This window comes from Sinorhizobium arboris LMG 14919 (assembly GCF_000427465.1).
Lineage (GTDB): Bacteria > Pseudomonadota > Alphaproteobacteria > Rhizobiales > Rhizobiaceae > Sinorhizobium > Sinorhizobium arboris.
Window position 1 is genome coordinate 856,910 of the sequence record NZ_ATYB01000008.1, and the last position, 24,978, is coordinate 881,887.

The window sequence follows — 24,978 nt, forward strand, 5'->3', positions numbered from 1 at the left end:
GTCTTAGGTCAGGTCGGCCTGAGTCATGAACGCGAGCGATTCCAAGAGCTTGAGCGGAATGTGGCCGGAAAGCCTTGCCATATCCGCGCCAGCGGCAGTCCGGCACGTGGCAGCGGCACCCCGCATTCACGCGCCGAAACGCGAGGAGAACACCATGGTGACTGTTAAGATCAACGGCGTCGAACACAAGATCGACGCCGAGGCGGATATGCCGCTTCTGTGGGCGATCCGCGACCTTGTCGGATTGACGGGCACGAAATTCGGCTGCGGCATGGCGCAATGCGGCGCCTGCACCGTTTATATCGACGGTTCGCCAACACGGTCCTGTCAAACCTTCATCGGCGACATCGAAGGAGCCGAGGTGACGACGATCGAGGGGCTGCAGGGGAAGGTAGCAGAGACGGTCCAGGCCGTCTGGGCCGATCTCGATGTTCCCCAATGCGGCTACTGCCAGTCCGGCCAGATCATGTCGGCTACGGACCTTCTGGCCAACAATCCCAAACCGACGGACGCCGACATCGACGCCGCCATGTCCGGCAATCTCTGTCGGTGCGCCACCTATCATCGTATCCGCGCGGGCATTCACGAAGCCGCGAAGCGTCTGGAGGCCTGACATGATACCGAAACTGATGCAATCGATCGCCCTTCCCACCGTCCGGGTCGAAACGTCGCGGCGACAGTTCCTCCTCGGCGCCCTCGCGGCCGGCACTGGCATTGCCGTCGGATACAGGGTTCTCTCCGCTTCACCGGCGTTGGCGGGCGATGCGGAGACCGAGAGCGGATCACACGCGTTCTCTCCCTATCTGACGATCGGCGCGGATGGAAAGGTCACCGTGCTCTCGTCCCAGTTCGAGATGGGCCAGGGCTCCTATAACGGCCTCGCCACGCTGGTCGCGGAAGAACTCGACGCCGACTGGTCGACGATCGACGTCAAGGGCGCGGCCGGCAACATACCGGCCTACGGCAATATCGCCTTTGGCGGCACGATGCAGGGCACAGGCGGTTCGACGTCCATGACGACCTCGTGGGAGCGCTACCGCAAGGCGGGTGCTGCCGCCCGGGCGATGCTGATCGCCGCCGCTGCGGCCGAATGGGGCGTCGATGCGGCCGAGATTACCGTCGAGAACGGTACCCTTGCCCATCCCTCGGGCAAAAGCGGCGGTTTTGGCGCATTTGCGGCCAGAGCGGCCACCCTGCCGGTGCCGAGCGACGTCAAGCTCAAGGAGCCGGGCGACTGGAAGCTCATCGGCAATGCCAAGCTGAAGCGTTTCGACAGTGCACGCAAGGCAAACGGAACCGAGCAATACACGATAGACGTAAAGCTTCCTGGAATGCTGACGGCGGTGATGATCCACCCGCCTCTCTTCGGCGCCAAGGCGAAGTCCTTCGACGCTTCGGCCGCCCGCGCCGTCAAGGGCGTGGTCGACGTGGTGGAAACGCCGCGCGGCGTGGCGGTTGTAGGCGAGCATATGTGGGCTGCGATCAAGGGCCGCGAGGCGGTCACGGTCGAGTGGGACGAGACGGACGCCGAAAAGCGGGGAACGTCCGAGCTGATGTCCACCTATCGCGACCTTGCCGGCAAGACGCCGGCGGCATTCGCACGTAAGGACGGCGATGCCGAGGCTGCCTTCACATCGGCGGCCAAGGTCGTCGAGGCGACATTCGAGTTCCCCTATCTGGCGCATGCCGCCCTGGAGCCCCTGAATGCGGTTGCGCGCAGGAACGAAGACGGCACGATCGAGATCTGGGGCGGGCACCAGCTTCCCGACGTATACCAGCAACTCGCCAGCGAGATTGCCGGAGTGCCGCTCGAAAAGGTCCGCCTCAACGTCATGAAGACCGGCGGCAGCTTCGGGCGGCGCGCAGTGTTCGACGGCGACGTGGTGGTAGAGGCCGTCCACGTGGCGAAGGCCCTCGGTTTCCGTGCACCGGTCAAGGTGCAATGGACGCGGGAGGACGACACGCGGGCCGGCCGGTACCGGCCCGCCTATGTGCATCGCCTGAAAGCCGGGGTCGACGAAGGCGGCAAACTCGTCGCCTGGAGCGATCACATCGTCGGCCAGTCGATCATGGCGAAAACGGCATGGGACGGCATGGTCCAGAACGGGGTCGACCCGACCTCCGTAGAGGGAGCGAACAACCTGCCCTATGCCATTCCAAACCAGACGGTCGGGCTCACGACCACCGACGTTCGCGTGCCGGTTCTCTGGTGGCGCTCGGTCGGCTCGACGCACACCGCATTCGCAGCCGAAGCCTTCCTGGACGAAGTTGCAGAGGCTGCGGGACGCGATCCGCTGGAGTTCCGCCTGTCGATGCTGGAGCCGCAGTCGCGCCATGCGACCGTTCTCAGGCTTGCGGCGGACAAGGCCGAATGGCAGAAGCCGCTGCCCGAGGGCCGCTTCCGGGGCGTTGCCGTCGCCGAGAGTTTCGGTTCGGTTGTGGCACAGATCGCCGAGGTTTCCACCGATGGCGACGGCATCAAGGTCGAGCGGGTCGTTGCTGCCGTCGATTGCGGTCTGGCGATCAATCCGGATCAGGTCCGCGCTCAGGTCGAGGGCGGCATCGGTTTCGGGCTGAGTGCCATTCTGGGCGAGGAAATCACGCTTACCGGCGGAAAGGTCGATCAGGGTAACTTCGACATGTACACGCCACTCAGGATCGATGCGATGCCCAAGGTGGAGGTCCATATCGTCGCCTCCGCCAACGCGCCTTCGGGAATCGGCGAGCCGGGCGTTCCGCCGATCGGCCCTGCGGTCGCCAACGCCGCCTCCAAGGCGCTCGGCAAGCGGATCCGCGTCATGCCCTTCGCGAAATCGCTCAACGCCTGAACGCGCATGCTGCTCCATGCGCTCAGCAATCGAAGAGCCACAGCCGCCCGTCTGAGAAGACGGGCGGCTGCAGGCGGCCGGCATTCTCTCCGGTTGCTGCATCGCTTGTTCAGTGACGCAGCGCGTATATCGGGAACCGACGGACGCCGCTGCGGCTGCGGGAGGGGTATTCGGTCTGAAGAATTGCCGGGCGGAAGTTTTTTCTAGGAACCATCCGTGATGCAGCGTGTTAGGCGCCGTCGCTTTGCCCAAAGCGACTTGTCCAGAAGAACGGATCGGCTCCTGTCCCTCCGCTAAGCCGGGTCGATCCGGGCGGCGTCCCTCCCTCCTCCCCTCCCCAGGGGCGCCGCTGGTCGCTGCGGAGTATGCCTCCTCCGCAGCGCCGTCATCCGGGCGTGCTTTCAATGGGTTAGAGCGTTTCACCGTGTCAATGAAACAGGGCGCCTCTCTAAAAGAGGTCGGCGGTTCTGGGCGACATCCTTCGGATTTCACCCTTTCGACGATACGATCTAGGCGAAGAACAGGGATGCGACCATGATCGCCGAAACCAGCACAAGGGCGGCGATAAGCAAGATCAGGTCGACCGTCGGATAATGGCGCAAGCCGCGTCGCATGGCGAACTCCTCAACCCGTTTCGGGTCAAACAGAACGCCTGCGATGCGGAATTGTTCATCCCGGAGCCGTCCCCCAGGCATCGAGGCAGCGGTGATCGGTCAATGCCCGCCCTTGCGCCTCGGGTCGTGGCTATGGTGGCGGTCAGGCTCGCCGCCACCGCCGGAAACCTTGCTGCGCGTGCGGCGCTCGGAGTCGGCTGGCGGTTTCGGTATTTGCAACGGTTCCTTCGCATTTTCGTGCGATGCCCCCGGGCCGCCTTGGCGGATGCTTGCCGGTGTTTTCTTGGAAGTGGACATGCCTCTGCCTCATCTGTCCTGTTGGTAGCCCTGATGGGTCGTATTGACCTTCGTATTCCCCTGCTGGCCCTTTTTGTCGGGGTCCTCGGTCACGTCCGGCTTCTTCGACTTGGCTGACACGCTTCCAGGTTCTCCCGTACCCTTGTCGCTGCGATTGTCCGCAGGGACTGGCGGTGGTCGGCTGCTCATTGGAAACCTCCTCACTCATGTGTCGTCCCGTTTCGGAACCGACATCCTGCTGTTACCCGGCCTAACCGGTCAGGCCGTGCGATGTTCCTGGCCACGAAGGCGGTGAGGCTCTGCCGCCGGCCGCAATGCCGTATGCAGAAAGGCGCCCAGGGCAAGGCCGCAACCAAAGGCGATATAGGCCATGGCCAGGTCGGATTTCGGGAGGGCGAGTTCCCAGCCGGGCGTGAGGCGCTTCGGGACCAGACCGTAATCGACAACTGCTGCGAGCGCAGTCGTGCCGACAGCAGCAGCAATCACCCGTTGCGGCGAAGGCTGCCCGCTTCGCCCGATCATGGCCGAGAACGGGAGCGCCCACCAGAATGAGGCGAGCATATGCGTCGCGAAGCCGGTGCCGGTGTGAGCAAGGTCGAAACGCGACACCGAACCGGCGTGATCACCGTGTATCCAGTGGCTCGTCGCGTTGATCGGCCGCCACGGCCTTTTCTTTCGGCGCTCGGCCGAGACGACAAGCACCGCTACCGCGGCGAGACCGGCGCATAATCCGCTTGCAGCAACGCGTGATCCATATGCCATCGATCTCTCCCATAAGGCCTGACCGGCCGACGGATGAACCGGCGGCCGGCCTGTTTGTTCCGACCCGCCGATGGGTCGACGCAGGCTGCACTACTCCGCGGGCTGCGGAACCGCAGCGGGCAGCGCTTTACTTCCGGCAAGGCTACGCTGACCGGCCGCTATCGTCACGACGGTCGCCGCCCCGGCCGCCACCGATACCCAGAAGCCGTTCTGCGCACCGAAATTGTCTACAACCCAGCCGGAGACGAAAGCGCCTAGAGCCATGCCGATGCCGATCCCCGTCATCACCCAGGTAATCCCTTCCGTCAGCATCGATTCGGGTACCCGGCGCTCGATCAGGCCGAAGGCCGTGATGAAGGTCGGTGAAATGGCAATGCCGCTGACGAAAACCGCCAATGCGAGCAGAGGCACCGTGTCGGCGAAGAGGAGGGGTACGGACGTAATGGCTATGACGCTTACGGCGATCAAAAGCTGCCTATGCAGCGGCATCGTGGGGTTAATGGCGCCAAGCGCCAGGCCCACCACGAACGATCCGACCGCATAGACGCCGATGACGAGGCTGGCTGCCTGCGGCTGACCGAGCTCTTTCGTCACCGCTACGGCGCTCACTTCCGCCGTCGCGAAGATCGAACCTACGAAGATGAGGGCAAGGGTGATGATCTGCACCGGACGTTGACGGATCGCCGACGTTTGCCGGACGCCTGCCTCCACTGGACGCACCTTCGGCTCCGTCGAGCGCTGGAGAATGAATGCTGCGGTTCCAAGGGCAAGGAATATCGTGCTGATCAGCATGCCGGCTTCAGGAAACAAAGCGACCGCCAAACCCACCGACAATGACGCGCCGGCAATATAGACCAGTTCGTCTGCCGAGGACTCGAAGGCGAAGGCGGTGTTCAGTTGCGGACGGTTGCGGAAGATTTCGGTCCAGCGGGCACGCACAAGGGCAGGTATGCTGGGCATCGCCGCGGCAAAGAATGCCGAGGCGAACAGTGTCCATGCGGGCCAATCGCGGTTGGTTGCAAGGATCAGTGCAAGAAACGCCGCGACCGAGACGATGGTCGCCGGCGCGACCACGGCCGTCTGTCCGAGGCGGTCGACCAGCCGTGATATCTGCGGGGCAACCAGCGCGTTGGTGAGGCCGAAAGTTGCCGATACCGCGCCAGCCAGCCAGTATTCGCCGTGGGTCTGGGACAGCATGGCGACGATGCCGATCGGGGCCATCGCTATCGGAAGACGTGCGAAGAAGCCGGCTGCCGAAAAGCCCTTGGCTCCCGGCGCCCGGAATATTTCTCCGTATGGATTGGACATTATACGCTCCTTGGAAATTCGGGGGCTAGATGACATACGCGGCGTATGTCATCTAGTTAGTTGCATACGCCTCGTATGTCAATTAAAATACGCCGCGTATGTGAAATGGGAGCCGTAATGAACAAGCCGCGCAAGGAAATGATCGCCGAGACCCGCGCAAAGCTGATCGCGGCCGCGCGGCGCGCCTTCGGCACCGTCGGCTTTACGGAATCGTCCATGGACGATTTCACCGCCGAAGCCGGATTGACCCGCGGCGCGCTCTATCATCACTTCGGCGACAAAAAGGGGTTGCTGCAGGCGGTGATCAGGGAGATCGACGCCGAGATGACGGCGCGCCTGAACAAGGTCTCATTGGAAGCGCCTACGCCGTGGCAGGGGTTCGTCGACGAGTGCGTTGCCTATATCCGCATGGCACTCGAGCCGGAGATCCAGCGCATCATGTTCCGTGACGGCCCCGCCGTGCTCGGGGACATATCGCAATGGCCGATGACAGAAGGTTGCATTGCGGCGCTGTCGGGAAGCCTGGACCGGCTCAAGGCCGATGGTGTGGTGATCGACATCGACACCGAAGCGGCCGCCCGTCTGATCAATGGCGCGAGCAGCCACGCAGCGCTATGGATCGCCAATTCCGACGAGCCGCAGGAGACCTCGAAAAAAGCCGTCGAAGGCTTCCGTGCCCTGCTCGACGGATTGAGGACCACGAAGGGTTGATGGGCACGAAGATGAGCGCGGCAGACGCGGCGCTGCCGGATCTCTGTGACGAGCACGGAGATGAGAGTTCGAAGTGCCGGTACATTCCGCCCTTCCCCAGCCCACAAGCCGAGCAATCCGAGATACGGCGGCATACCCGTCAGCGGAAGCTGCCGTTGAGGCTTGGCCTCCTCAGCTGACAATGCAATGGCCGCTGGCCGCGCTTCCTTCGACTCAGAACCGCACCGACAATCCGAGGATCGGCCCCTGCTCGACGACGTCGAAGACGAATCCGTCCTTGCTGTAGTCAACGCCGAGTGCGCGGTAGCCGGCAAGGGCCGAAACCGTGTCGCTGAACCGGTAACCGATCGCCGCGGCGACATCCCAGTCGAGGTCCGCGCCGCCGGCTCCGGCCAAACCCCATCCGGTCAGATAGATTTCCGGAGTGATCGAGTAGGTTCCGCGAAAGCCGGCCATCCCGTCGACCCAGGTCGCATCGTCCGTTCTCGACCGACCGTCGAGCACGCCGCCGCTGAAGGAGAGTTCGCTTTCGACGGACCACACGCGCAGGCCGCCGACGATGTCGAGCCGCGAGGCGCCGTCGTCGAATATCGCGTAACCGGCACCTAGCAGGCCCGCAAAGGTCTCGGTCGCAAGCTCGACGTCGTCAGCAAGGACTCCCCTCGGCGTCCCGCCCTGCCCGGACAGCTTGATATACATCGCGTCGCCGAAGATGCTGTAAGGGCCGTTGCGCGCCTCTCCCGTGGCCATCAAGGCGAAATCCAGGTGGTCGAAGACGTCGCTGAAACTCGCATCGACATCGACGGCGGGCAGTCCGAACTGCTGAAGGTCGCCCGAGAGGCCCGCGGCCCAGAAATATGGCGCGAAGGAAAACGTCCAGCCGCTCTCCGTCGTGGTCTCCTGCATCTGCGGTGTCAGCGGCGAATACAAATCGGCGGCCATGGCGCTGCTTCCCAGCAGGCAGCCGGCGGCAAATGCCAGATGGCGAACAATGCAAGACATCATAATATCCTCCAAAAATATCTGCCGGCGCGGCCGGTCCTGATCGCAAGTCTCACGGCGCCCCGGCTTGCGAGCGTTCTTCACTGTCGAGGGTTTCATCCAAATAGACCTTCTTGGGCGGCACGCCGCGGCCCTCGATTATGGTGACCGGCGCGGTGATCGTGGCGGCCGCCACGGTGCCGACGTTCTTGGCAGTACCGGCAACGACGGCGGTGATCCCCTCGCCCAGACTGATCTCGGAGTCTGTCAGCGTCTGGCCCTTGATGATCCGTTGCCCGATCAGTTGAACGATTTCGGGGCTCTCGGCGAACTTACCGTGGTGCAGGCCGTCGTCCGTCTGGACCTTGGTGAGGTCGATGGCCGTGATGCCGGCATCCTCCAGCTGCGTCCGATAAGGTTCCGCAGTCGGATCGATCGCACCGAGCCGCGACACGTCCCCGGAGATCAGCCGCGAAAGCGCCAGCGCGCGGTCGTCCTGCGAGACGAAGATGGTGAACTTCGGCCGCGCCTTGCCCATGTCGACCCATTGCTTGGCGAAGACGTCGAGATCGATATCCGGCGAAGCGAGGACCACGTTCTCGATCTTCGGCGCGATCTTCCCGTCGCGGATACCCATCTGGCGCAGCGCCTCCATCGTCAGCCAGGTTCCCATGGAATGGGCAAGGATGGTGACGTCCTTGACCTTCGGGGCTTCCGCCAATGTACGCAGCGTATCCTCGAGCGCGGTTCGCGAGTAATTGGTGCTTTCCTTGTCGTAATTATAGTCGAAGACCCGTGCCCGCGACGGCCAGGTAAACAGGATCGGCGTCGCCTGGGCACCGGAATCGTGAACAATCTGCGCCAGCCGGAAGACCGCATCCTCGTAGCGGTTGTTGAAGCCGTGTACGAAGAGAAGCACATGGCCTTCCTCGTTATGCACCTGGAACCAGCTGCGCGCCTCGTCATCGGATGCCAGTTCGCGCACGCGCGTGACGGCGAAATCGGTTTCGGGGTTGGGAGGCAGCTTTCGCGGCCATTGCACCGTCCCCGGCTGGCGGCGCGAGTCGGGCGGTATCGAGACTGCCACATCGGTCATCGAAAGCGTCGGGCTGCGTTCTCCCGAAAACAGTGTAGCCGGATCTCCCGAGGGCTGGCGTGTGGTCGCGACAAGCATGTCGACCTGCGAAGTCGTCGATGGCTGCGCCAGAGCGACCGGAGTCATCACGCCTTTTGGGTGGCCCCCGCAGCCCGCCAACAGTGCGAGCGCGAGAAACGCCGATAAGATCGATCCCCCGGCTTTGGCTACACGGGACCCGTCGCCGCGCGAGCTTACGTCACTCAAACCACGCCTCACAAATTTCGGACGCCGTCGCGCCCCCCACTCCACTCGGCCCACGCCCGCCTGCGTGCGGCCCGTTCGACGCCATCCCAGAAGCGACTATCGAGCAAGAACGAATCGCGCCGGAACGCGACCAATCCCCTCTGCAACCTACTGCATGTTTCCTTTAAGCGTAACCCTTTTGGATAGAGCGGGACGAGGAAACTGTGCACGGCTTTCCATCCATCCCACTCTTATTTTCATGAGCTTCGAACGCGCCTGACACATCGGAAACCGACATGGCTGGTCGTCGTATCGATCTCCTGGGCATGCCTTGCCGCAGGGCGGTACCGCCGGCAATAGTTCGGCGCGCAGAGATGCGATCCACCCTTGAGCACCCGGCGCGGAACTCTCACTCTGGCCGCCGGATCGATGCTCGCATCGGCGTCGGAGTTGCGAGGATTGCTGGGAATGCAGCAAGGCATGGCGGCCGCTTCCGGATGACGTACGGACCAGTAGTCCGTGGTCCACTCCCAGACGTTGCCGATCATGTCATAAAGCCCATGGCCGTTCGGCGGGTAGACTTTCACCGGCGACGTCCGCGCGAAACCGTCCTCCATCGAATTCTCGATCGGAAAGCTGCCCTGCCAGGTATTGGCCATATGCTTTCCGCCCGGCACCAGTTCGTCGCCCCAGGCAAACTCGGCCGCATCGAGACCGCCGCGGGCCGCCAGCTCCCATTCGGCCTCGGTCGGGAGATCCTTGCCGGCCCATTCGGCATAGGCTTTGGCGTCGCTATAGGCGACATGGACGACCGGATGATCCAGGATTGCTCCGATGCTGCTCTTGCGCCCCAGGGGGTGCCGCCAGTTGGCGCCCAAAGTGAAGACCCACCATTGCGATATGTCGGTTCCCTGCAGCGGGCGTTTCGGGGGCGTGAAGACGAGCGAGCCGGCCCTCAGATTGGAGGGGGGCGCGCCTGGATAGTCTTCGGCGCGCGGCTTTCTTTCGGCAAAGGTCACATGCCCGGTAGCATTCACGAATTCGAGAAACTGCCGGTTCGTTACCGGTGTCTGGTCGATCCAGAACCCGTCGACGATTACCGGGTGCGCAGGCGCTTCCTCGGGGTAATGGTCGTTCGACCCCATCATGAAGGTCGCACCGGGAACCCAGACCATCTCCGCCGCGGGTTCAAGGTCGACCACGCTGTTCAAAGAAGGCTTCATCGGCAATCTCTCCTGCTACCAATTCCTGCTGCCGTGCGCGGCAGCGCTTTCCAACGCTCCGGCATCTTGCCCCAGGCTCGCAGTCTTGTCCGCATTCACGTGCCCGGCAGACAGGCTTTTCGAAGCCTGGCCGTTTCCTCAGTCCTGGACGACCGCCCAGTCGTCGTTCGGGTTGAACGTACGGATGGCGGCGGCGGTCTTCTCGGTGTCCTCGCCGAGATCCGCCTCATAGAGGACGCCGCTGCGATCGACCAGGAAGGTTTTCACTCCGGTGACGCCGTATTTCACTGGCCAGGCCACGAGGCCGAAACCGGCGATCATGTTGCCATTGATGACGTAGTCGAATTTCCCCCCGGCAATATTGTCGCCCTGGCCCGTCAGGATGCGATAGCGGTAGCCTTGAAAGCCCTGGCCGGCCTTGGCCCGGTCCACCGCATCGCCATCGGCCAGCGCCGCTGCGGCGGGGCTCGCCACGCCGGCGAACTCCTCCGCGGGCCAGTAAAGGCCGTTCTGCTCGCCTTCGTCGCTGATCAGCTTCTGTGCGTATTCCAGGACGCCGTCGCCGTCATGGTCGACAAGCGCATATTCCTCCTGCGCTCCGACATAGGCACGCATGGTGGCAATCGTCACAAGCTCGTTATCGCCGACCCGACGGTTGGCGATCTCTTCCAGTCCGACAAAGGTGTCGAACGCCCATTTGCCGTCATCCCCCTTCGAGATCGGGAAGGGGAACGGCCACAGTTCGTCGCCGATCTCGATGACCTTGCGGCCCTCCACATCCTCAACGACGACCTTCTCCTTCACGCCTTCGCGAATGTCGGCATAGCTCTCCATCACCCCCTCGCTGGACCTGGTCCTGGCCGGGTCCAGGCCGAGAAGGGCCGCGAGCTTGTCAAAGTCGCCGCCATTGACGGTCTGCTTGAAGGCCTCGACCGCCAGTTCCGGCGTATCGAAGACGGGCGGGTCCTCTGCCGCCGCATAATCCGCAAGCGGCGCATCGTCACCCGCTTCCTGTGCCAGGGCCACCGGCGCAATCGCGACGCCGCCGAGAAGGATCATCCCGAAGAGCGAGAGAGCGATCCCGTCACGAATGGATTTGGTCATCGTAGCCTCCCGATCTGATTACCGCCGACGTCCGCCGCCACGCTTCACCATCTTGTGCCCGCCGCCGCCCCGATGGCCGCCGCCCATGGAATGATGCCCACGGTTGGACGAGATATGCGTCTGGTGCTTGCTGCCCACCTTGCCGAGAGCCGAATGCTTGCCGCCTGAGGAATGGCGCACGTTCGCGCCGGGCTTCGGCGCATGCGCCTTGCGGTGGACGTTCGACCGGGCGCCCGCGGCCTTGCCGGTGCTTGCGCGGGCGCGGTTCGCCGCCGGCCCGCCATCCCGGCGCGGTGCGTCTACGCGCCGCTGGACATTTCCCGGCCGCTCGCGTTCGGCCCGGGCGCGGCTCGCATCGACCTTGCTTTTGCGGATGTCGTCGACGGAAACCTTGCCGGATCTGCGGGCGATTTCTCCGCCGCCGCGCACATCCTTCGCGCGGTTGGCGATGTTGTTGTTGCGGTTGGCCTTGAAATCGTTCTTAAGCTTGTCGCGATCGATATTGGCGAGCTGGTTTCTGTCGAACTTGATTTTGGACCGGTCGACGTTCTTCCAGTCGACGTCGTTCATCTTGAACTTGTCCCGGTCGATATCAATGTCGTTGAAGCAATTGTCGCAATCGATGTCGACATCGCCGTCCCAGTGTCCGCCCCAAACGCCCCAGTCGTCCCAGTCGACCGCTGCCGCCCATATGGCGGCACCGGTGATCGCGGCGGCAAAGTAGGGCGCCGACGGATAATAGTAATTCGGATAGGGATCGGGGTAATAGGCAACTGGCGCCGGGGCATAGCCCGGCTCATAGAGCATTTCCGGCTCGTATCTCGGAACATAGATCTTTTCCGGATCCGCCGCCTGGATGACGATCTTGTCGCCCTCGTTGACGACTTTCACTTTTTCGTCGGTCTTTATGACGCCATCCGCTACGGCCTTGTCGCGCAAGGTCTGGATCGCGATCAGCACGTCCTTCTGCTGGTAGGCGAGCGCGCTTCCCAGTGCCTGGGTCCAGTCGAGGTCGTCGCTCATCATCTTGACGATCTCGGGATAGTTGAGAAGCGATATCACACTGTCGTCCCAGCTATCCTTCGGCTGCAGGTCCTTGGCCGTCTTCTTCTCGTCGATGAATCGGGCGGCCTCCACGATCTGCAACGGATAGAGCGAAGCCGAACTGACGAGGGCGACGAGCTCGTCCGGGTAAAGCGCTATGCGCGCGACCATGATTTCGAGCTCTTCCTCGGTCAGGAGATCGGGTTGGCCCTCGCTGGGCGCACTCGCCTCGCCCTGGGTGGCCCCCTGGGCAAGACCTCGGGGAACCGAGGTTGGGCTGGCAGCCATCAAGATCGCCAGGCCCGCAACACCGATCGGACGGGCGATCAGTCTGAGCAACTCAGTCGGCATAGCCTCACTCCCTGCTTTGCGCTTCAGGTTACTGTCTCGAGCGACCGCCCGATCTCATCTCGTGCTTTGCTCTGCGGCAGCCCGGCATGGGTGCTGAGCAAGGCGGATTGGACTCGCCGCGAGGCGCTTCCGGAGAACTCTGCGCGGACACCACTCATTTCGGGAACAGGAACGTGACGGCGAGGCGCGCGCCCCAGCCCTGCGGTCCGTTATCGGGTGCCGCCGCCCAATAGCGGGCGCCGGCAGTAATGCTCACCGGCTGCTCGCCGACCTTGACCAGCTTGGACACCTGGAAGTTGATCGGGACGGACCACTCGTCGCTCTCCCAGTCGTAGGTGCTTTCGGTATTGACCGCGAATGTCCAGGCGTCCGGCGTCGTGTAGGACAAGAAGGGCTGCAGGAAGGTCGAATTGACGTCTGCCCTGTCGTCGTCGCCGGCGAAGGACCAGATGTGGTTTGCGAGCGCTCCATATGTCCAGGGACCGTCCTGCTTCAAGACGACGGCGGTGGGACCGATGCCCCATTTCTCGCCGCCGAGAAGATCGTCGGTTCCTGTCGGAATCAGGAACACGGGACCGGCACCCCAGATGATCCCGCCGGCGGTCGGCTCTTTGGGGGAGAAGAAAAAGCTCTGCACGGTATCGCCGAGGCCGAACTGATCCCCCGAAGGCCCGGCAATGTCGCTCTGCGAGATCACCGGCAAGATCGTGCGCGAAATCAGGTTCCAGTCCTCGTTGAGGCTCACCGGTATCACGGGCTGGACGTTCAGCGTGACCCGATGCCCGTCATCCGGGCCGAAGCCGCGATCGTAGTTCAACTGGAACGGCACGCTGATCAGCGAGGCGATCGGGTTCGACAGTTGCTTGGCGAGGTCTGCGCCCGAGGAATCCTGTGCCTGGGCAACGCCGCAAGCCGCGGCAGTCGCAACAGCAGCAATCGCCGCAAGCCGGACGTTCAAAGCCTGCTTTCCCGCCCCACGCACCGAACCGTATACTCCCGATCGTGGACAGCCAGGATAATCCATGATCTCTCCTTGCCTGCAACTGCGCATCCGCGAAAGCAACCAGACGCGAGCCTCGTGCGCCCACCGATGGCTGGCATCCCGTCCGAGCCTGTCTGCACGCCAACCATCGCGAGTACCTGCGGACTTCCCTTACTGGCCTGGGCCAAACTATTACACCACTGGCACTGCTTGCGAGTTACGCGGCGAATTGAACAGCGGCAAGTTGGCCTTTGGTCCAACTATCACTGCTCCGAAAACAGCCGGATGATATTGTGGGCGGTCGCCTGACGAAGGAATGCCTCATGATGCTGCGTTTGGTCCGCGAGCCATACTCATAAGGCCCTCCCGGCGGCGTCCTCCCGCAAGCCACCTCCTTCCTTCTCCGGCAACGCCAGTCCAGAGAGATAGAACATGCTCGAGATCAGCCGCCGTTCGGCATTGCAAATCGCCGCGTTCGCCGTTGCCGCCTCCTCGATACGCCCGGCACAGGCCGAAGACTCCGCGATCCTGCCCTCTTGGGCCGATGGTGAGGCGAAGGCAGGCATCATGGATTTCGTGGCGGCGACGACGACGGAGGGCAGTTCCGATTTCGTCGAGCCGGCGGCGCGCATTGCGGTGTTCGACAACGACGGTACGCTTTGGGGCGAACAGCCCATGTATGTGCAACTCGCTTTCGCGCTTGACCGCGTCAAGCAGCTGGCGCCGCAGCATCCGGAATGGCAGACGACCGAACCCTTCAAATCGGTGCTCGCCGGAGACATGGCCGGTGTCGCGGCCAGCGGCGAGCGTGGGCTGCTCGAACTCGTCGCCGCCACCCACGCCGGCGTGTCCGCCGAGGAATTCGAAAAGATCGTTTCCGACTGGATCGCAAGTGCCCGGCACCCGGCGTCGGGCAAGCCCTATACCGCGCATATCTTCCAGCCGATGGTCGAACTGATCGACTATTTGAAGACCAACCAGTTCGAAGTCTTCATCGTCTCGGGCGGCGGCGTGGAATTCATGCGTCCCTGGACCGAGCGCGTTTACGGTATCCCGCCGGAAAACGTCGTCGGCTCCAGCATCAAGACGAAATACGAGCTGCGCGACGGCGTACCGGCGATCATGCGCCTGCCGGAGGTCGACTTCATCGACGACGGCCCCGGCAAGCCCGCCGGCATCAACAAGTTCATCGGCAGACGCCCGATTGCCGCCTTTGGAAATTCCGACGGGGACTTCGAAATGCTGGAATGGACGACCGCCGGTCCCGGACGCCGGTTCGGCCTTCTCGTCCATCACGACGATGCAGAGCGCGAAAATGCCTACGACCGCCAGTCCCACTTCGGCCGGCTGGCGCGCGGCCTCGACGAGGCGTCCGCGCGCAGCTGGACGGTAGTCAGCATCAAGAACGACTGGAAGATCGTGTATCCGGAGTAAATCCGGGTCCCGCAGCGGCGCTCCTCTCCAGCCGACGAGCGCGAAACGGCCGCTCTCCTTTAATAGGGGCGGCAATGGGCGAGCTGATGACCCGCAAGCAGGAAGCCGGTATCCGCGTCGGACTCGACGAGTGGGCGACGTCATTCTACGAAGCCGACGCACCAGCAAGGGATGGTCAATCCGACGGTCGGCGCCGGGCAGATCTACAAGCTCAATGTTTCAGAGCATGTGCCGGTCGTCCAAGGTTCTTGGGCGTCGCCACAACCGAATGTGGGAAGTTAAGCGGTCGCTTCACCCTTGGAGGAGGCGCATGTCTTTGCCTCTCACCGCTTCGATTGCCGAGGTGAGCGAGTCGCGGGAGAGCGGCTTGTTGAGGAAGCCTGCTGCGCCGGCCCGCATGCAGCTCTCCCGCACGCTATCGTCATCTGCGCCCGTGATAACGATGACCGCAGCCTCGAAGCCACGGGCGCCAAGCTCGTGCAATATGTCGAGGCCATTCATGTTCGGCATGTGAAAATCGAGGAGAACGCAGGATGGCCTGGCATCTTCGAGATGCTGCAGAAACGCCTCGCCGGAGGCAAATGCCACCGGTTTCAAGGACAACGACAGCACGAGACGGCAGAGCGCGCGACGAACCAGTTCGTCATCGTCCACGATCGCAACAATGCGCTGTTTCTCGCTCATCCATCATTCATATATCATGGCCTTGTCTGATCGTAGTTGGACTTGGGCCCAATGCCTCACCTGCCGGCTCTGCAACCGCAACGAGGCGAACGAGGTCGGCGACCGTTCGCACGCCCAATTTCGCCATCATGCGACCGCGGTGAACTTTGATCGTCTTTTCCACCGTCCCGAGATCGGCAGCTATCTGCTTGTTCAGGAGCCCGGCCACGACGAGATGCATGACCTGCGTTTCGCGCGCCGTCAGGCTGTCGAGCCGCTTCAGCACGCTCGCCCTCTTCTCCTCCATTTTACGCCGGGAGCGTGAGAGCTGGCGCCCCACGTCCACGGCGGCAAGCAGCGCATCGGCCTCGACCGGCTTGGTAAGGAAGTCCACGGCCCCCGCTTTCATCGCCCGCACACTTGCCGGGATATCGCCCCTGCCCGTCAGAAAGACGATCGAGTGGCTTCCGCCTGCCGCGGCGAGCGCTTCCTGCACGCGGAAACCGTCGGAGTCCGGCAGGCTGAGGTCGAGGATGATGCAATCGGCCGTATCGAGATCGTCGGATGCCAGGAATGCTCGAGCGCTCTGATACACGGTCACGAAGTAACCCGAAGCCGAGAGCAGCCTCCTCAGCGACCGCAACACGAGCTCGTCGTCGTCGAGCAGCAATATTTTGCCGGCGCTTTCCCCCATGATGCACCTCTAGGCTGAAGGTAGAATTACAACGGCCCTCGCCCCTCGCTTCACACCGTCGTCAAAGAATAACTTTCCTCCCTGCGCCTCGACGATGCTTCGACAGATTGCGAGGCCGAGGCCAAGTCCGCCCTTCTTCGAACTCACGAAGGGCTTGAACACTTCGCTCCGCATCTCGACCGGGATGCCGGGTCCCATGTCCGCCACGGAAAGTTCACAATATCCATTCTTGCCGCTGTCGACCGCGATTTCAACCCGCCGTTGTCTCGGCGGGATGTCTGCCATGGCGTCGGCCGCATTTACGAGCAGATTGAGGATCACCTGCTGGAGCTGCACGAGGTTTGCCTTGACCCGAACGCTCGTAAACTCGTCTTGTACCTCCACCTCGGTGCGCCGCGCCACCATCTCTGCACGGGCCAGAGCAACGGTCTGGCGGACCGCCTCGTTCAGGTCCAGGATTTCCTGCGTTGCTTCACCCTTCAGCATCATGCTGCGCAATTGCGAAATGACCGAGGAGGCCCGTCTGTCGTCCGCCGCGATATCGTCGAAAATTGCACGAATCTCATCCATATCCGGGACCGGTTCCGTGGCGAGCTTCTGCCCGGCCTCGGCGTTGGCGAGAATGGACGTCAGCGGTTGCGTCAGTTCATGCGCGAAGGCGCCGGAAAGTTCGCCGAGTTGAGAGCGCCTCGAGAGATGGGCAAGCTCCACGCGTTCGGAGGCAAGAGTGGCTTCCAGTCTGCGGCCCCGCTGGTTTTGATAGACAAGCGCGGCGATCGTCAGCATCTGTGCCGCGATCACCAGCAGCGCCGCGCTGATGGGCACCCGGTAACGCTCCCAGGCGCTCGGCGAATAACTCAGGATTTCGGCATCTTCGGGTATCAAAACGTCATCGATTCCGAGACGCTGGACTTCACCCCAGTCGACGATCGCCGTCTCCCGGGCGGGCGTGGTCCGGGGCGCCGAAAGATCGCCGCGCATCATCTCCAGCGCCAGTGCCGCCATTTGCGCTCCGACCGACTGGAAGGTGCCCACATAGCCGCCCACGACATTTTTCCCGAAATAGGAACTATAAACCGTGTAGACCGGCGCGCCTGAGGCTTCCGCGATCGTCCTCGCCGCGTCCCGCGGGACGAATTTCGTGCCCTCCGCGTCCTGAAACACGGTGAGTATCACCAGGGCTGCGTCGGAGGACAGTCCGGCGGCGGTCTTCCTAAAACCATCGATCGAAAGGCCGGACACATATTCGACATCAAGACCGGCGTAACGCTCTCCCAGAACGGCGAGCGCCGTCTCGCCCCATTTCCGGTCGAAGGGCGCCGAACCATACATGACCACCACCTTGCGCGCCCTCGGTTGAAGGCGGCTGGCCAGCTGGACGGTCTTGCCCAGATCGAAGCGGCTGACGACGCCCTTCACATCGGCCGGCAGGTTCTCGGCGACCGAACCCTCCGTGACCGCACCGAAGACCACGGGGACACCCTTGGCAAGACGCTCGCGCATCTCCAGCACAAACCGCAGGGCGCCCGGGCCGCCAGTGACCACGACGTTCAGATCCATTTGCCCGTATTTGGCCTCCAGAAACTCTGCAACACGGCGTGAATGATCCGTCGACGAAAATCGGAGAGTATCGAGATATTCGGTATAGTATTCGATGTGCTCAGCCGCGTTCGCATCCATGTATTCGCCGAAACCCGACGCCAGTTGCCTGGCGGCGAGGAGCGTGCTTTCGCTTTCATAGATCAGGAGCACGCGTTTCGGATGATCGGCACGACCTCCGAAGGCCCCCGCCAGCAGAACGAACAACGTAAGGATGACCGCTCGCGGTCGAATTCGCAGCACTATGCCCCCCTGGCCGTCCTCGATGCATTCAACCAGCCGGTCCGCCAATTATGACGGAATACTGATGTCAAGCCGGTGACAATGCAACGTTGTGCGGGTTGCATCACTCAATTGCAAGCCATCAGGATTTAGGGGTTCCCAACCGCCAGCGGACATCCGCCGCCGATCGTCGGCCAATATTCGGCGGGCTTGGGTTGGCCCTTGGTCCATCTATCGCTCATACGGAAAATCGCTGATGGATAGATCGTGGGCTCGCCGGCATGGGAATGCCGGGGCCATGCTTGGGCAATGAGCTATGGTGGTCATGAGCGTGAACGGCGTTACGCATCCGTCGACGGACAATGACGCGGTAACGGGATCTCCCTCTCCCGGGCTTGCCGACTTTCGTGCTTCGCATGGCGGACCGTTTTTCGAGCTGCAGGCGCAGTTGAAGCTCCTTCGAGAGAACACGCTTCGGTCGGGGATGAGGGCGACCCTTTTCGTCGCGCTGGCCTGGGGCGTACCCATCCTGCTCGGCATTCCGCGCAGCTTCTCCCTCGATCACAGCCAGAATGCCTATCTTGCGGACCCGGGAGTATGGGCGAAGTTCTTCATCGGCATTGGCGCTTTCATTCTGGCGGAGCAGCAGGTCGAGCGCGGTCTCAGAGCCCGACTGGCGCAGTTCGTGCGCGCTCCGATCATCGCGCCGACTGCGATGGACCAGGCTACGCTCGATCTGTCGCATGCGTTGCGCCAGCGCGATTCGCGCGGAGCGGAGCTCGTCTGCCTCGTGGTTGCGATATTCGCCGCAGCCCTGTCCTACCTCAACTTCCACACGGTCGACGTGTCTTCCTGGGCGGTCGAGCACCGGCCCGAAGGCAACAGGATCACTGCAGCCGGCTGGTGGTCGATCTGCGTCAGCCTTCCCCTTTTCGTCTTCCTCTTCCTGCGAGGCATGTGGCGGCACCTCGTCTGGGCGCAACTGCTGCGCCGCATCGCCAGGCTCGAGCTTCGACTCGTTGCGACGCATCCGGACGGCAAGGCGGGAATGGCCTTTCTCGCGCGATACCCGAACGCCTATGTCTTCTTTGTCTTCGGCATGAGTTCGGCAATTGCCGCGGCGATCGCGAAAAACCTCCTGCAGGAAGGGCTTTCGATGACGACGTTCAGCATGGTCATGACCGGCTGGCTGGCGATCGTCATCGCATTCTTCGCCTACCCGCTTTCGGCCTTCACCCCTCCGCTATCCCGCTTGAAGCAAAAGGGCCTGGCATTGCTCGACGCGCGGGCGACGCGTTACCACCGGGCGGCCGAACGCAAATCCGTGGGCCGAAACATCTTCGAGGACCCGACGCCCGAGCCGGAGGAAGATATCCCCGATCCGAGCAAGCTTTACGACGCGACGCAGAAGCTCAAAACCGTTCTGGTCAGCCGAGAGGCCGTAGTGCCGGTGGCGGCAGCCGCGCTCATTCCCTTCGCCGTCGCCGGCGCAACGAAGCTGCCCTACAAGGAGGTCTTTTCCGTGATGAAGAAGCTGCTCCTGTTGTAAGGAGCGGTGTCGGGGTCAGTTCGACGCTCCTCAGGTGTATTGATCTTCTCACTCGTATAAATTGCCATCGCACCCAGTCTGCACGTTCGTGTTCTTTCAAATGGTTTTCAACGGGGGCACCAGTGACATTCATCCAGTCTCTTCTGCACCAGTCTCCCGAAATTGCGCTGTTTCTGGCGCTCGCGGGCGGGTATTGGATCGGCAAGTTCCAGTTCGGCAAGTTCCAGCTTGGCGGCGTGGCCGGTTCGCTCCTCGTTGCAGTCCTGATCAGCCAAGTCGGCGTGACCATCGACAACGGCGTCAAGGCCGTCCTGTTCGCGCTTTTCATTTATGCTGTCGGCTTCGAGAGCGGGCCCCAGTTCTTTCGTTCGCTCGGCCGGCAATCCATACGCGAAATCATCATGGCTGCGGTGCTGGCGATCACCGGCCTCCTCACCGTCGTCGTTCTTGCCCGCCTGTTCGGGCTCGACAAAGGCCTTGCCGCGGGTATTGCCGCCGGCGGCCTGACCCAGTCCGCGATCATCGGAACGGCCGGCGCAGCCATCGGGAAGCTCGGCCTTGCCGCCGAGGAGGCGCAACGGCTGCAGGCCAATGTCGCCATCGGCTATGCCGTCACTTACATTTTCGGCTCCTTCGGCGCGATCATCGTCTGCGTGAACATCCTCGAATGGTTTATGGGCCGCAGCATCCGCGACGAAGCCATCAAGGCGGAAGCGGAGATGCTGGCCGGTGCCAGCGTCTACGGCATCGGCGAACAACCTGCGCTGCCCATGCTGGTCGGTCGCCTTTTCAGCATCGAGAAGGCAGCCGGCCGGACAATCTCCGAACTCGAGGGTCGGGGACCGGCGGCAACGATTTCGATCGAACGGGTCAAACGCGGCGGAAAGCTCATCGGCAACGACCCGGGGCTGAAGCTTGAACCGGGCGACATCGTGCTTGTCGTCGGCCGGCGCGATGCCGTCGTTTCGGCTGCGCCGATACTCGGTGCCGAGCTTCAGTCCTCCGAAGGAATGGACGTCATCGTCGTCACACGCGACGTCGTCATCTCAAACCGCGATTTCGTCGGCCACACGGTGGCGGACATTCGCGAGAAGACCAGTCCTGAACTGAAGCATGGAATCTTCGTAATCGAAGTCAAGCGTGGCGGGCAGAAGCTACCCCTTGCCAAGGACACGCTGATTGCGGCCGGCGACGTGGTGACCCTCTACGGCACGACCGACGACGTCGCGCGCGTCGCAAAGCGCGTGGGCACGACCATCGTTCCGAGCGACAAGACCGACTTCGTCTATCACGGCCTCGGCCTGGTCTTCGGCCTTCTCATCGGTCTGATCGTGATCCGCCTCGGCTCGATACCGCTGACGCTTGGAAGCGGCGGCGGCGCGCTTCTTTCGGGCCTCGTCTTCGGTTGGCTGAGGACACGGAATATGGCCATCGGCAACATGCCGACCGGCGCTTCGACGCTTTTGCGGGACCTCGGCCTGGCCGGCTTCGTGGCAGTGGTCGGGCTGCAATCGGGGCAGCAGGCGGTAACCACCATCGCCGAACACGGCCTGTCGATCTTCCTGATCGGCGTGGTGGTCACCATCCTTCCGCTGCTCGTGACCATGGCGGTGGGCAGATATCTGCTGCGCTATGACAATACGGCCATCTTTGCCGGCGCCCTGTCCGGCTCCCGCAGTGCCAATCCGGCCTTCGGCGAGGTTCTCGACAAGGCCGGCAACTCCGTTCCGACGGTCCCGTTCGCAATCACCTATGCCCTGGCGAACGTCTTCCTGACGCTGCTCGGGCCGCTGGTCGTCGCCTTTGCCTGATCTCGCTCATGAGGGAGAACCGCGATGAAGACAGATTATAGCCGCTATTCGAAACTGAGCCCCTTCGAGCTGAAGGACGAACTGATCAAGCTCGCCTCGGCCAGACAGAACCGCCTGATGCTGAATGCCGGCCGCGGCAACCCCAACTTTCTCGCGACGCTTCCGCGCCGGGCTTTCTTTCAGCTCGGCCTGTTCGCGACCGCCGAGTCGGAGCTTTCCTTCTCCTATCTCCAGAGAGGTATCGGAGGACTGCCCAACATTGAGGGCATCGAGGCCCGGTTCGAACGGTTCGCCTCGGAAAGCCATCACATGGAGGGCGTTGCTTTCCTGGCGCGCGCATTGAGCTACGTACGCGACCAGCTCGGGCTCTCCGCTTCCGAATTCCTCCATGAAATGGTCGAAGGCATTCTCGGCTGCAACTATCCGGTTCCGCCGCGAATGCTCAAGATGAGCGAGGAAATCGTGAAGCATTACGTCGTCAAGGAGATGGTCGGCGGCTTTCTGCCGCCGGCGAGTATCGATCTGTTCGCGGTCGAAGGCGGAACGGCAGCGATGACCTACATCTTCAACACGCTCAAACAGAACCAACTTGTCAAAAAGGGCGACAAGGTAGCGGTCGGCATGCCGGTCTTTACGCCCTACATCGAAATTCCGGAACTCGATGAGTACGCGCTGGAGGAAGTGGCGCTGAATGCGGATCCGGCAAAAGGCTGGCAATATCCCGACGAAGAACTCGACAAGCTGAAGGATCCTGCGATCAAGGTCTTCTTCTGCATAAACCCCAGCAATCCCCCGTCGGTGAAACTCGACGACAGGAGCCTGAAGCGGATCGCCGACATCGTCACCAACGACCGGCCGGACCTCATCATTCTCACGGACGACGTCTACGGGACCTTTGCGGATGACTTCCGATCGCTCTTCGCGACCTGCCCGCAGAACACGATCCTCGTCTATTCCTATTCGAAGTATTTCGGCGCGACAGGATGGCGGCTCGGCGTGGTCGCCACGCATGCTCAGAATATCCTCGACCGCAAGCTTGCCGATCTGCCGGAGGAGGCGAAAGCGGTGCTCGACCGTCGTTACGGCTCGCTCTTGCCGGATGTGCGCTCTCTGAAATTCATCGACCGTCTCGTCGCCGACAGCCGCACGGTGGCCCTCAATCACACCGCCGGCCTCTCGACGCCGCAGCAGGTTCAGCTCGTGCTCTTCTCCCTATTCGCGCTGATGGACGAAGCCGACAGCTACAAGACATCGCTGAAGAACATCATCCGCAAACGCGAGGCGGCCCTCTATCGCGAGCTCGGCTTGTCCCTGGAGGCAGACCCGAATGCCGTCGACTACTACAGCCTGCTGGACCTCGAGGATATCGCCCGCAAGCTTTACGGCAAGGAATTCGCCAAATGGGTCACGAAGAAGTTCAACGGCCGGGAACTTCTGTTCCGCATTGCCGACGAGACGGGCATCGTCCTCCTGCCCGGAACGGGCTTCGGTACGCAGCAACCGGCCGGCCGCGCCTCCCTCGCAAACCTCAACGAGTACGAATACGCCGCGATCGGGCAGGCCCTCAAGCGGATGGCTGATGAATTGCACGAAGAATACGAGAAGGGCTGAAAGGCTTCGGCAGGCGTGCGGGCGGCAACGTCGCCTTCGCGCGGATGAGTGAAAGCAGGCGCGGGAAATACGATCCCCGCGCCGATCCAGGATTACATCGAACGTCGATGCGCAACGGACTTGTCCATGTCGTTTCTCACTGACCCGGTCATAGCGCTCTTCATATCGCTCGCGCTGGGCTATCTCATAGGTCGGTTGAAGGTGGGTCCCGTCCAGCTAGGCGGGGTCTGCGGCACGCTTTTCGTCGCGCTGGCGCTTGGACAGCTCGGCGTGCGGATAGGCCCCGACCTCAAGGACGCCGCCTTCGCACTTTTCATCTACGCGCTCGGCTTCTCGGCCGGACCGCAATTCTTCGCCAATATCCGCGGCGGATGGCGATATGGGGTCTTCTCGATCATCGAGGTGGTCTGTGTCCTCCTGCTGCTGGCGATATCGATCCTCGTCTTCCGACTCGACGTGGGCACCGCCGCCGGCCTTTTTGCGGGGTCGGCAACCGAGTCGGCCGTCCTCGGAACAGCGTCGGAAGCGATTTCGCACCTTCCTCTGCCGCCTGGGGACATAGATCAGTTCCAGGCCAACATCGCGACCGCCTATAGTCTCACCTATCTCTTCGGCCTCATCGCCATCGTCATTTTCACGACCCAGATCGCGCCGCTGATCCTGAAGGCCGACCTCAGACAGGAGGCGCAGAAGCTCGCACGCAGGCTCGGATCGACCGAAGACGACGAGGACCAGGCGGAAGGCCTTCCCGTATTCGTCGGGCGCGCATTCCTGTCCGGTCCCGCCGCGGGCCGGACCGTCGGCGAATTCGAGAAAAGCCGGAACTTTGCCGTCGCTCTCGAACGCGTGAAGCGCGGCGGCGAAATTCTCGAAACGACGGCCGATTTCCTGCTGGAGCCGGACGACGTCGTCTTCGTCCGCGGACGCCGCAACGCAGTGATCGCGGTTCGCGACCGGCTGGGCGAAGAAGTGCCGGTTCCCCAGGAGACGAGTTTCGCTCTGGCGACCCGCGAGGTCGTACTCGTGCGCAAGGAGGCTTTCGGCCGCCAGATACGGCAATTGAGGCAAATGGCGGCGCCCGAGTTGCAGCGCGGCATATTCATCTCGAGCGTCCGGCGGATGGGACAGCACATCCCCGCCCTCTCCGGGACGATCCTCCAGCAAGGGGACGTCATCACGCTCTACGGCCCCGAAAAGGCGGTCGACAGGGCTGCAGCCGAACTCGGCAAGACGCTTCCCCCGGGAGAGAGGACCGATTTCATCTTTCTCGGGCTCGGCATCGTCGTCGGCCTCCTGATCGGCCATTTCAATCTCACGATCGGCGCGCTGGAGCTGACGCTCGGCTCGGGCGGCGGCGCCCTGATCTCCGGCCTTGCATTCGGTTGGCTCAACATGCGCAACCCGGCGCGTGCAAGCCTGCCGGTCGCCGCAGCGGATTTCGCGAAAGAGTTCGGTCTGGCAGCGTTCATCGCCGCGATCGGCCTCAGCGCCGGACCCGACGCCATAAAGCTCGTCATGCAATACGGCCTGATCCTGCCTGTCCTGGGCCTGCTCGTCTCCTTCATCCCGGCCTTCGTATCGTTGTTGGTCGGCTGGAAGCTGATGAAGATCGAAACGCCCATTCTCCTGGGCGTGATCGCCGGCCAGCATTGCAGCACGCCGACGATAAGCGCGCTCGTTTCCCAGGCGGGGAATTCTATCCCGGTGATCGGATATACGGTCACCTACGCGATCTCGAACGTATTGCTGCCGCTGATGGGACCTGTGGTGGTCGCCCTGGCCATGGTGCTGGCAAGTTAACGCGCGTCAGGGAGCGCTGCGCAGCCTTGGCGCGATATTTTGTTCTGATGTAGCCTTGACGTGCGCCGC

Annotated in this window: 21 protein-coding genes; 8 read left to right on the top strand and 13 right to left on the bottom strand. The window is 62.6% G+C overall.

Annotated elements, in window-relative coordinates; all coding sequences use genetic code 11:
* The first annotated feature begins 154 nt into the window (after positions 1-154).
* Positions 155-613: a (2Fe-2S)-binding protein gene (locus tag SINAR_RS0104565; RefSeq protein WP_027997966.1), complete on the top strand. Its 459-nt coding sequence runs from the start codon at positions 155-157 to the stop codon at positions 611-613.
* A gap of 1 nt (position 614) precedes the next feature.
* A complete protein-coding gene (locus SINAR_RS0104570; RefSeq protein WP_027997967.1) occupies positions 615-2,828 on the top strand; it encodes a xanthine dehydrogenase family protein molybdopterin-binding subunit in 2,214 nt (737 codons plus the stop codon).
* Between the two features lie 713 nt (positions 2,829-3,541).
* Here the strand turns inward: SINAR_RS0104570 and SINAR_RS1000000135030 are convergent.
* From SINAR_RS1000000135030 to SINAR_RS0104590, 4 genes are all read right to left on the bottom strand, one after another.
* Complete coding sequence (locus SINAR_RS1000000135030; RefSeq protein WP_084617032.1) at positions 3,542-3,739, bottom strand: hypothetical protein; 198 nt, start codon at positions 3,737-3,739, stop codon at positions 3,542-3,544.
* Positions 3,740-3,748: 9 nt separating this feature from the next.
* Positions 3,749-3,928: a hypothetical protein gene (locus SINAR_RS0104580; RefSeq protein ID WP_027997969.1), complete on the bottom strand. Its 180-nt coding sequence runs from the start codon at positions 3,926-3,928 to the stop codon at positions 3,749-3,751.
* Between the two features lie 69 nt (positions 3,929-3,997).
* Positions 3,998-4,501, bottom strand: coding sequence for a hypothetical protein (locus SINAR_RS01000000133055; RefSeq protein ID WP_050577423.1), 504 nt, complete (start codon positions 4,499-4,501; stop codon positions 3,998-4,000).
* 90 nt (positions 4,502-4,591) lie between these two features.
* Positions 4,592-5,809: an MFS transporter gene (locus SINAR_RS0104590; protein WP_027997970.1), complete on the bottom strand. Its 1,218-nt coding sequence runs from the start codon at positions 5,807-5,809 to the stop codon at positions 4,592-4,594.
* Positions 5,810-5,926: 117 nt separating this feature from the next.
* Between SINAR_RS0104590 and SINAR_RS0104595 the strand changes: the two genes are divergently transcribed.
* Positions 5,927-6,520, top strand: coding sequence for a TetR/AcrR family transcriptional regulator (locus tag SINAR_RS0104595; RefSeq protein ID WP_027997971.1), 594 nt, complete (start codon positions 5,927-5,929; stop codon positions 6,518-6,520).
* A gap of 213 nt (positions 6,521-6,733) precedes the next feature.
* On the opposite strand, the gene SINAR_RS0104605 is transcribed toward SINAR_RS0104595, so the two are convergent.
* From SINAR_RS0104605 to SINAR_RS0104630, 6 genes are all read right to left on the bottom strand, one after another.
* On the bottom strand, positions 6,734-7,525 hold the full coding sequence (locus tag SINAR_RS0104605; protein WP_027997973.1) for a hypothetical protein: 792 nt from the start codon (positions 7,523-7,525) through the stop codon (positions 6,734-6,736).
* Between the two features lie 49 nt (positions 7,526-7,574).
* Positions 7,575-8,843, bottom strand: a complete 1,269-nt coding sequence (locus tag SINAR_RS0104610; protein WP_027997974.1) for an alpha/beta hydrolase — start codon at positions 8,841-8,843, stop codon at positions 7,575-7,577.
* Positions 8,844-9,079: 236 nt separating this feature from the next.
* Positions 9,080-10,045: a formylglycine-generating enzyme family protein gene (locus tag SINAR_RS0104615; RefSeq protein WP_027997975.1), complete on the bottom strand. Its 966-nt coding sequence runs from the start codon at positions 10,043-10,045 to the stop codon at positions 9,080-9,082.
* A 138-nt stretch (positions 10,046-10,183) separates the two neighbouring features.
* Positions 10,184-11,149, bottom strand: coding sequence for a DUF2950 family protein (locus SINAR_RS0104620; RefSeq protein WP_027997976.1), 966 nt, complete (start codon positions 11,147-11,149; stop codon positions 10,184-10,186).
* 18 nt (positions 11,150-11,167) lie between these two features.
* The gene (locus tag SINAR_RS0104625) at positions 11,168-12,544 is read right to left on the bottom strand and encodes a DUF3300 domain-containing protein (protein ID WP_027997977.1); all 1,377 of its coding nucleotides are present in this window, start codon (positions 12,542-12,544) and stop codon (positions 11,168-11,170) included.
* 154 nt (positions 12,545-12,698) lie between these two features.
* A complete protein-coding gene (locus tag SINAR_RS0104630; protein ID WP_050577424.1) occupies positions 12,699-13,568 on the bottom strand; it encodes a hypothetical protein in 870 nt (289 codons plus the stop codon).
* A gap of 390 nt (positions 13,569-13,958) precedes the next feature.
* Here SINAR_RS0104630 and SINAR_RS0104635 point away from each other — a divergent pair, with 390 nt between their 5' ends.
* Positions 13,959-14,960, top strand: a complete 1,002-nt coding sequence (locus SINAR_RS0104635) for an HAD family hydrolase (RefSeq protein ID WP_027997979.1) — start codon at positions 13,959-13,961, stop codon at positions 14,958-14,960.
* Between the two features lie 291 nt (positions 14,961-15,251).
* Here the strand turns inward: SINAR_RS0104635 and SINAR_RS0104640 are convergent, their stop codons facing one another.
* The 3 genes from SINAR_RS0104640 to SINAR_RS0104650 are packed head-to-tail and all read right to left on the bottom strand — an operon-like array spanning position 15,252 to position 18,159.
* Positions 15,252-15,644, bottom strand: a complete 393-nt coding sequence (locus SINAR_RS0104640; protein ID WP_027997980.1) for a response regulator transcription factor — start codon at positions 15,642-15,644, stop codon at positions 15,252-15,254.
* A gap of 7 nt (positions 15,645-15,651) precedes the next feature.
* Positions 15,652-16,317 carry a response regulator transcription factor gene (locus tag SINAR_RS01000000133060; protein ID WP_234710566.1) on the bottom strand — a complete coding sequence of 222 codons (666 nt, stop codon included), beginning with the start codon at positions 16,315-16,317 and terminating at the stop codon, positions 15,652-15,654.
* Positions 16,318-16,326: 9 nt separating this feature from the next.
* Complete coding sequence (locus SINAR_RS0104650) at positions 16,327-18,159, bottom strand: sensor histidine kinase (protein WP_150851984.1); 1,833 nt, start codon at positions 18,157-18,159, stop codon at positions 16,327-16,329.
* A 304-nt stretch (positions 18,160-18,463) separates the two neighbouring features.
* On the opposite strand from SINAR_RS0104650, the gene SINAR_RS0104655 reads away from it, so the two are divergent.
* The 4 genes from SINAR_RS0104655 (at position 18,464) to aspT (SINAR_RS0104670) (ending at position 24,909) form a co-directional block, all read left to right on the top strand.
* A complete protein-coding gene (locus tag SINAR_RS0104655; protein WP_234710567.1) occupies positions 18,464-19,687 on the top strand; it encodes a hypothetical protein in 1,224 nt (407 codons plus the stop codon).
* Between the two features lie 122 nt (positions 19,688-19,809).
* On the top strand, positions 19,810-21,498 hold the full coding sequence (aspT, locus tag SINAR_RS0104660) for an aspartate-alanine antiporter (RefSeq protein WP_027997983.1): 1,689 nt from the start codon (positions 19,810-19,812) through the stop codon (positions 21,496-21,498).
* A 24-nt stretch (positions 21,499-21,522) separates the two neighbouring features.
* The gene (locus tag SINAR_RS0104665; RefSeq protein WP_027997984.1) at positions 21,523-23,109 is read left to right on the top strand and encodes a bifunctional aspartate transaminase/aspartate 4-decarboxylase; all 1,587 of its coding nucleotides are present in this window, start codon (positions 21,523-21,525) and stop codon (positions 23,107-23,109) included.
* Between the two features lie 126 nt (positions 23,110-23,235).
* Positions 23,236-24,909 carry an aspartate-alanine antiporter gene (aspT, locus tag SINAR_RS0104670; protein WP_027997985.1) on the top strand — a complete coding sequence of 558 codons (1,674 nt, stop codon included), beginning with the start codon at positions 23,236-23,238 and terminating at the stop codon, positions 24,907-24,909.
* Positions 24,910-24,978: the final 69 nt, after the last annotated feature.

Bases quoted from the DNA above. Each gene is read 5' to 3' on its own strand.
- SINAR_RS0104565 (WP_027997966.1), top strand. From the start codon at position 155: ATGGTGACTGTTAAGATCAACGGCGTCGAACACAAGATCGACGCCGAG.
- SINAR_RS0104570 (WP_027997967.1), top strand. From the start codon at position 615: ATGATACCGAAACTGATGCAATCGATCGCCCTTCCCACCGTCCGGGTC.
- SINAR_RS1000000135030 (WP_084617032.1), bottom strand. From the start codon at position 3,739: ATGTCCACTTCCAAGAAAACACCGGCAAGCATCCGCCAAGGCGGCCCG.
- SINAR_RS0104580 (WP_027997969.1), bottom strand. From the start codon at position 3,928: ATGAGCAGCCGACCACCGCCAGTCCCTGCGGACAATCGCAGCGACAAG.
- SINAR_RS01000000133055 (WP_050577423.1), bottom strand. From the start codon at position 4,501: ATGGCATATGGATCACGCGTTGCTGCAAGCGGATTATGCGCCGGTCTC.
- SINAR_RS0104590 (WP_027997970.1), bottom strand. From the start codon at position 5,809: ATGTCCAATCCATACGGAGAAATATTCCGGGCGCCGGGAGCCAAGGGC.
- SINAR_RS0104595 (WP_027997971.1), top strand. From the start codon at position 5,927: ATGAACAAGCCGCGCAAGGAAATGATCGCCGAGACCCGCGCAAAGCTG.
- SINAR_RS0104605 (WP_027997973.1), bottom strand. From the start codon at position 7,525: ATGATGTCTTGCATTGTTCGCCATCTGGCATTTGCCGCCGGCTGCCTG.
- SINAR_RS0104615 (WP_027997975.1), bottom strand. From the start codon at position 10,045: ATGAAGCCTTCTTTGAACAGCGTGGTCGACCTTGAACCCGCGGCGGAG.
- SINAR_RS0104620 (WP_027997976.1), bottom strand. From the start codon at position 11,149: ATGACCAAATCCATTCGTGACGGGATCGCTCTCTCGCTCTTCGGGATG.
- SINAR_RS0104625 (WP_027997977.1), bottom strand. From the start codon at position 12,544: ATGCCGACTGAGTTGCTCAGACTGATCGCCCGTCCGATCGGTGTTGCG.
- SINAR_RS0104630 (WP_050577424.1), bottom strand. From the start codon at position 13,568: ATGGATTATCCTGGCTGTCCACGATCGGGAGTATACGGTTCGGTGCGT.
- SINAR_RS0104635 (WP_027997979.1), top strand. From the start codon at position 13,959: ATGCTCGAGATCAGCCGCCGTTCGGCATTGCAAATCGCCGCGTTCGCC.
- SINAR_RS0104640 (WP_027997980.1), bottom strand. From the start codon at position 15,644: ATGAGCGAGAAACAGCGCATTGTTGCGATCGTGGACGATGACGAACTG.
- SINAR_RS01000000133060 (WP_234710566.1), bottom strand. From the start codon at position 16,317: ATGGGGGAAAGCGCCGGCAAAATATTGCTGCTCGACGACGACGAGCTC.
- SINAR_RS0104655 (WP_234710567.1), top strand. From the start codon at position 18,464: ATGAGCGTGAACGGCGTTACGCATCCGTCGACGGACAATGACGCGGTA.
- SINAR_RS0104665 (WP_027997984.1), top strand. From the start codon at position 21,523: ATGAAGACAGATTATAGCCGCTATTCGAAACTGAGCCCCTTCGAGCTG.
- aspT (WP_027997985.1), top strand. From the start codon at position 23,236: ATGTCGTTTCTCACTGACCCGGTCATAGCGCTCTTCATATCGCTCGCG.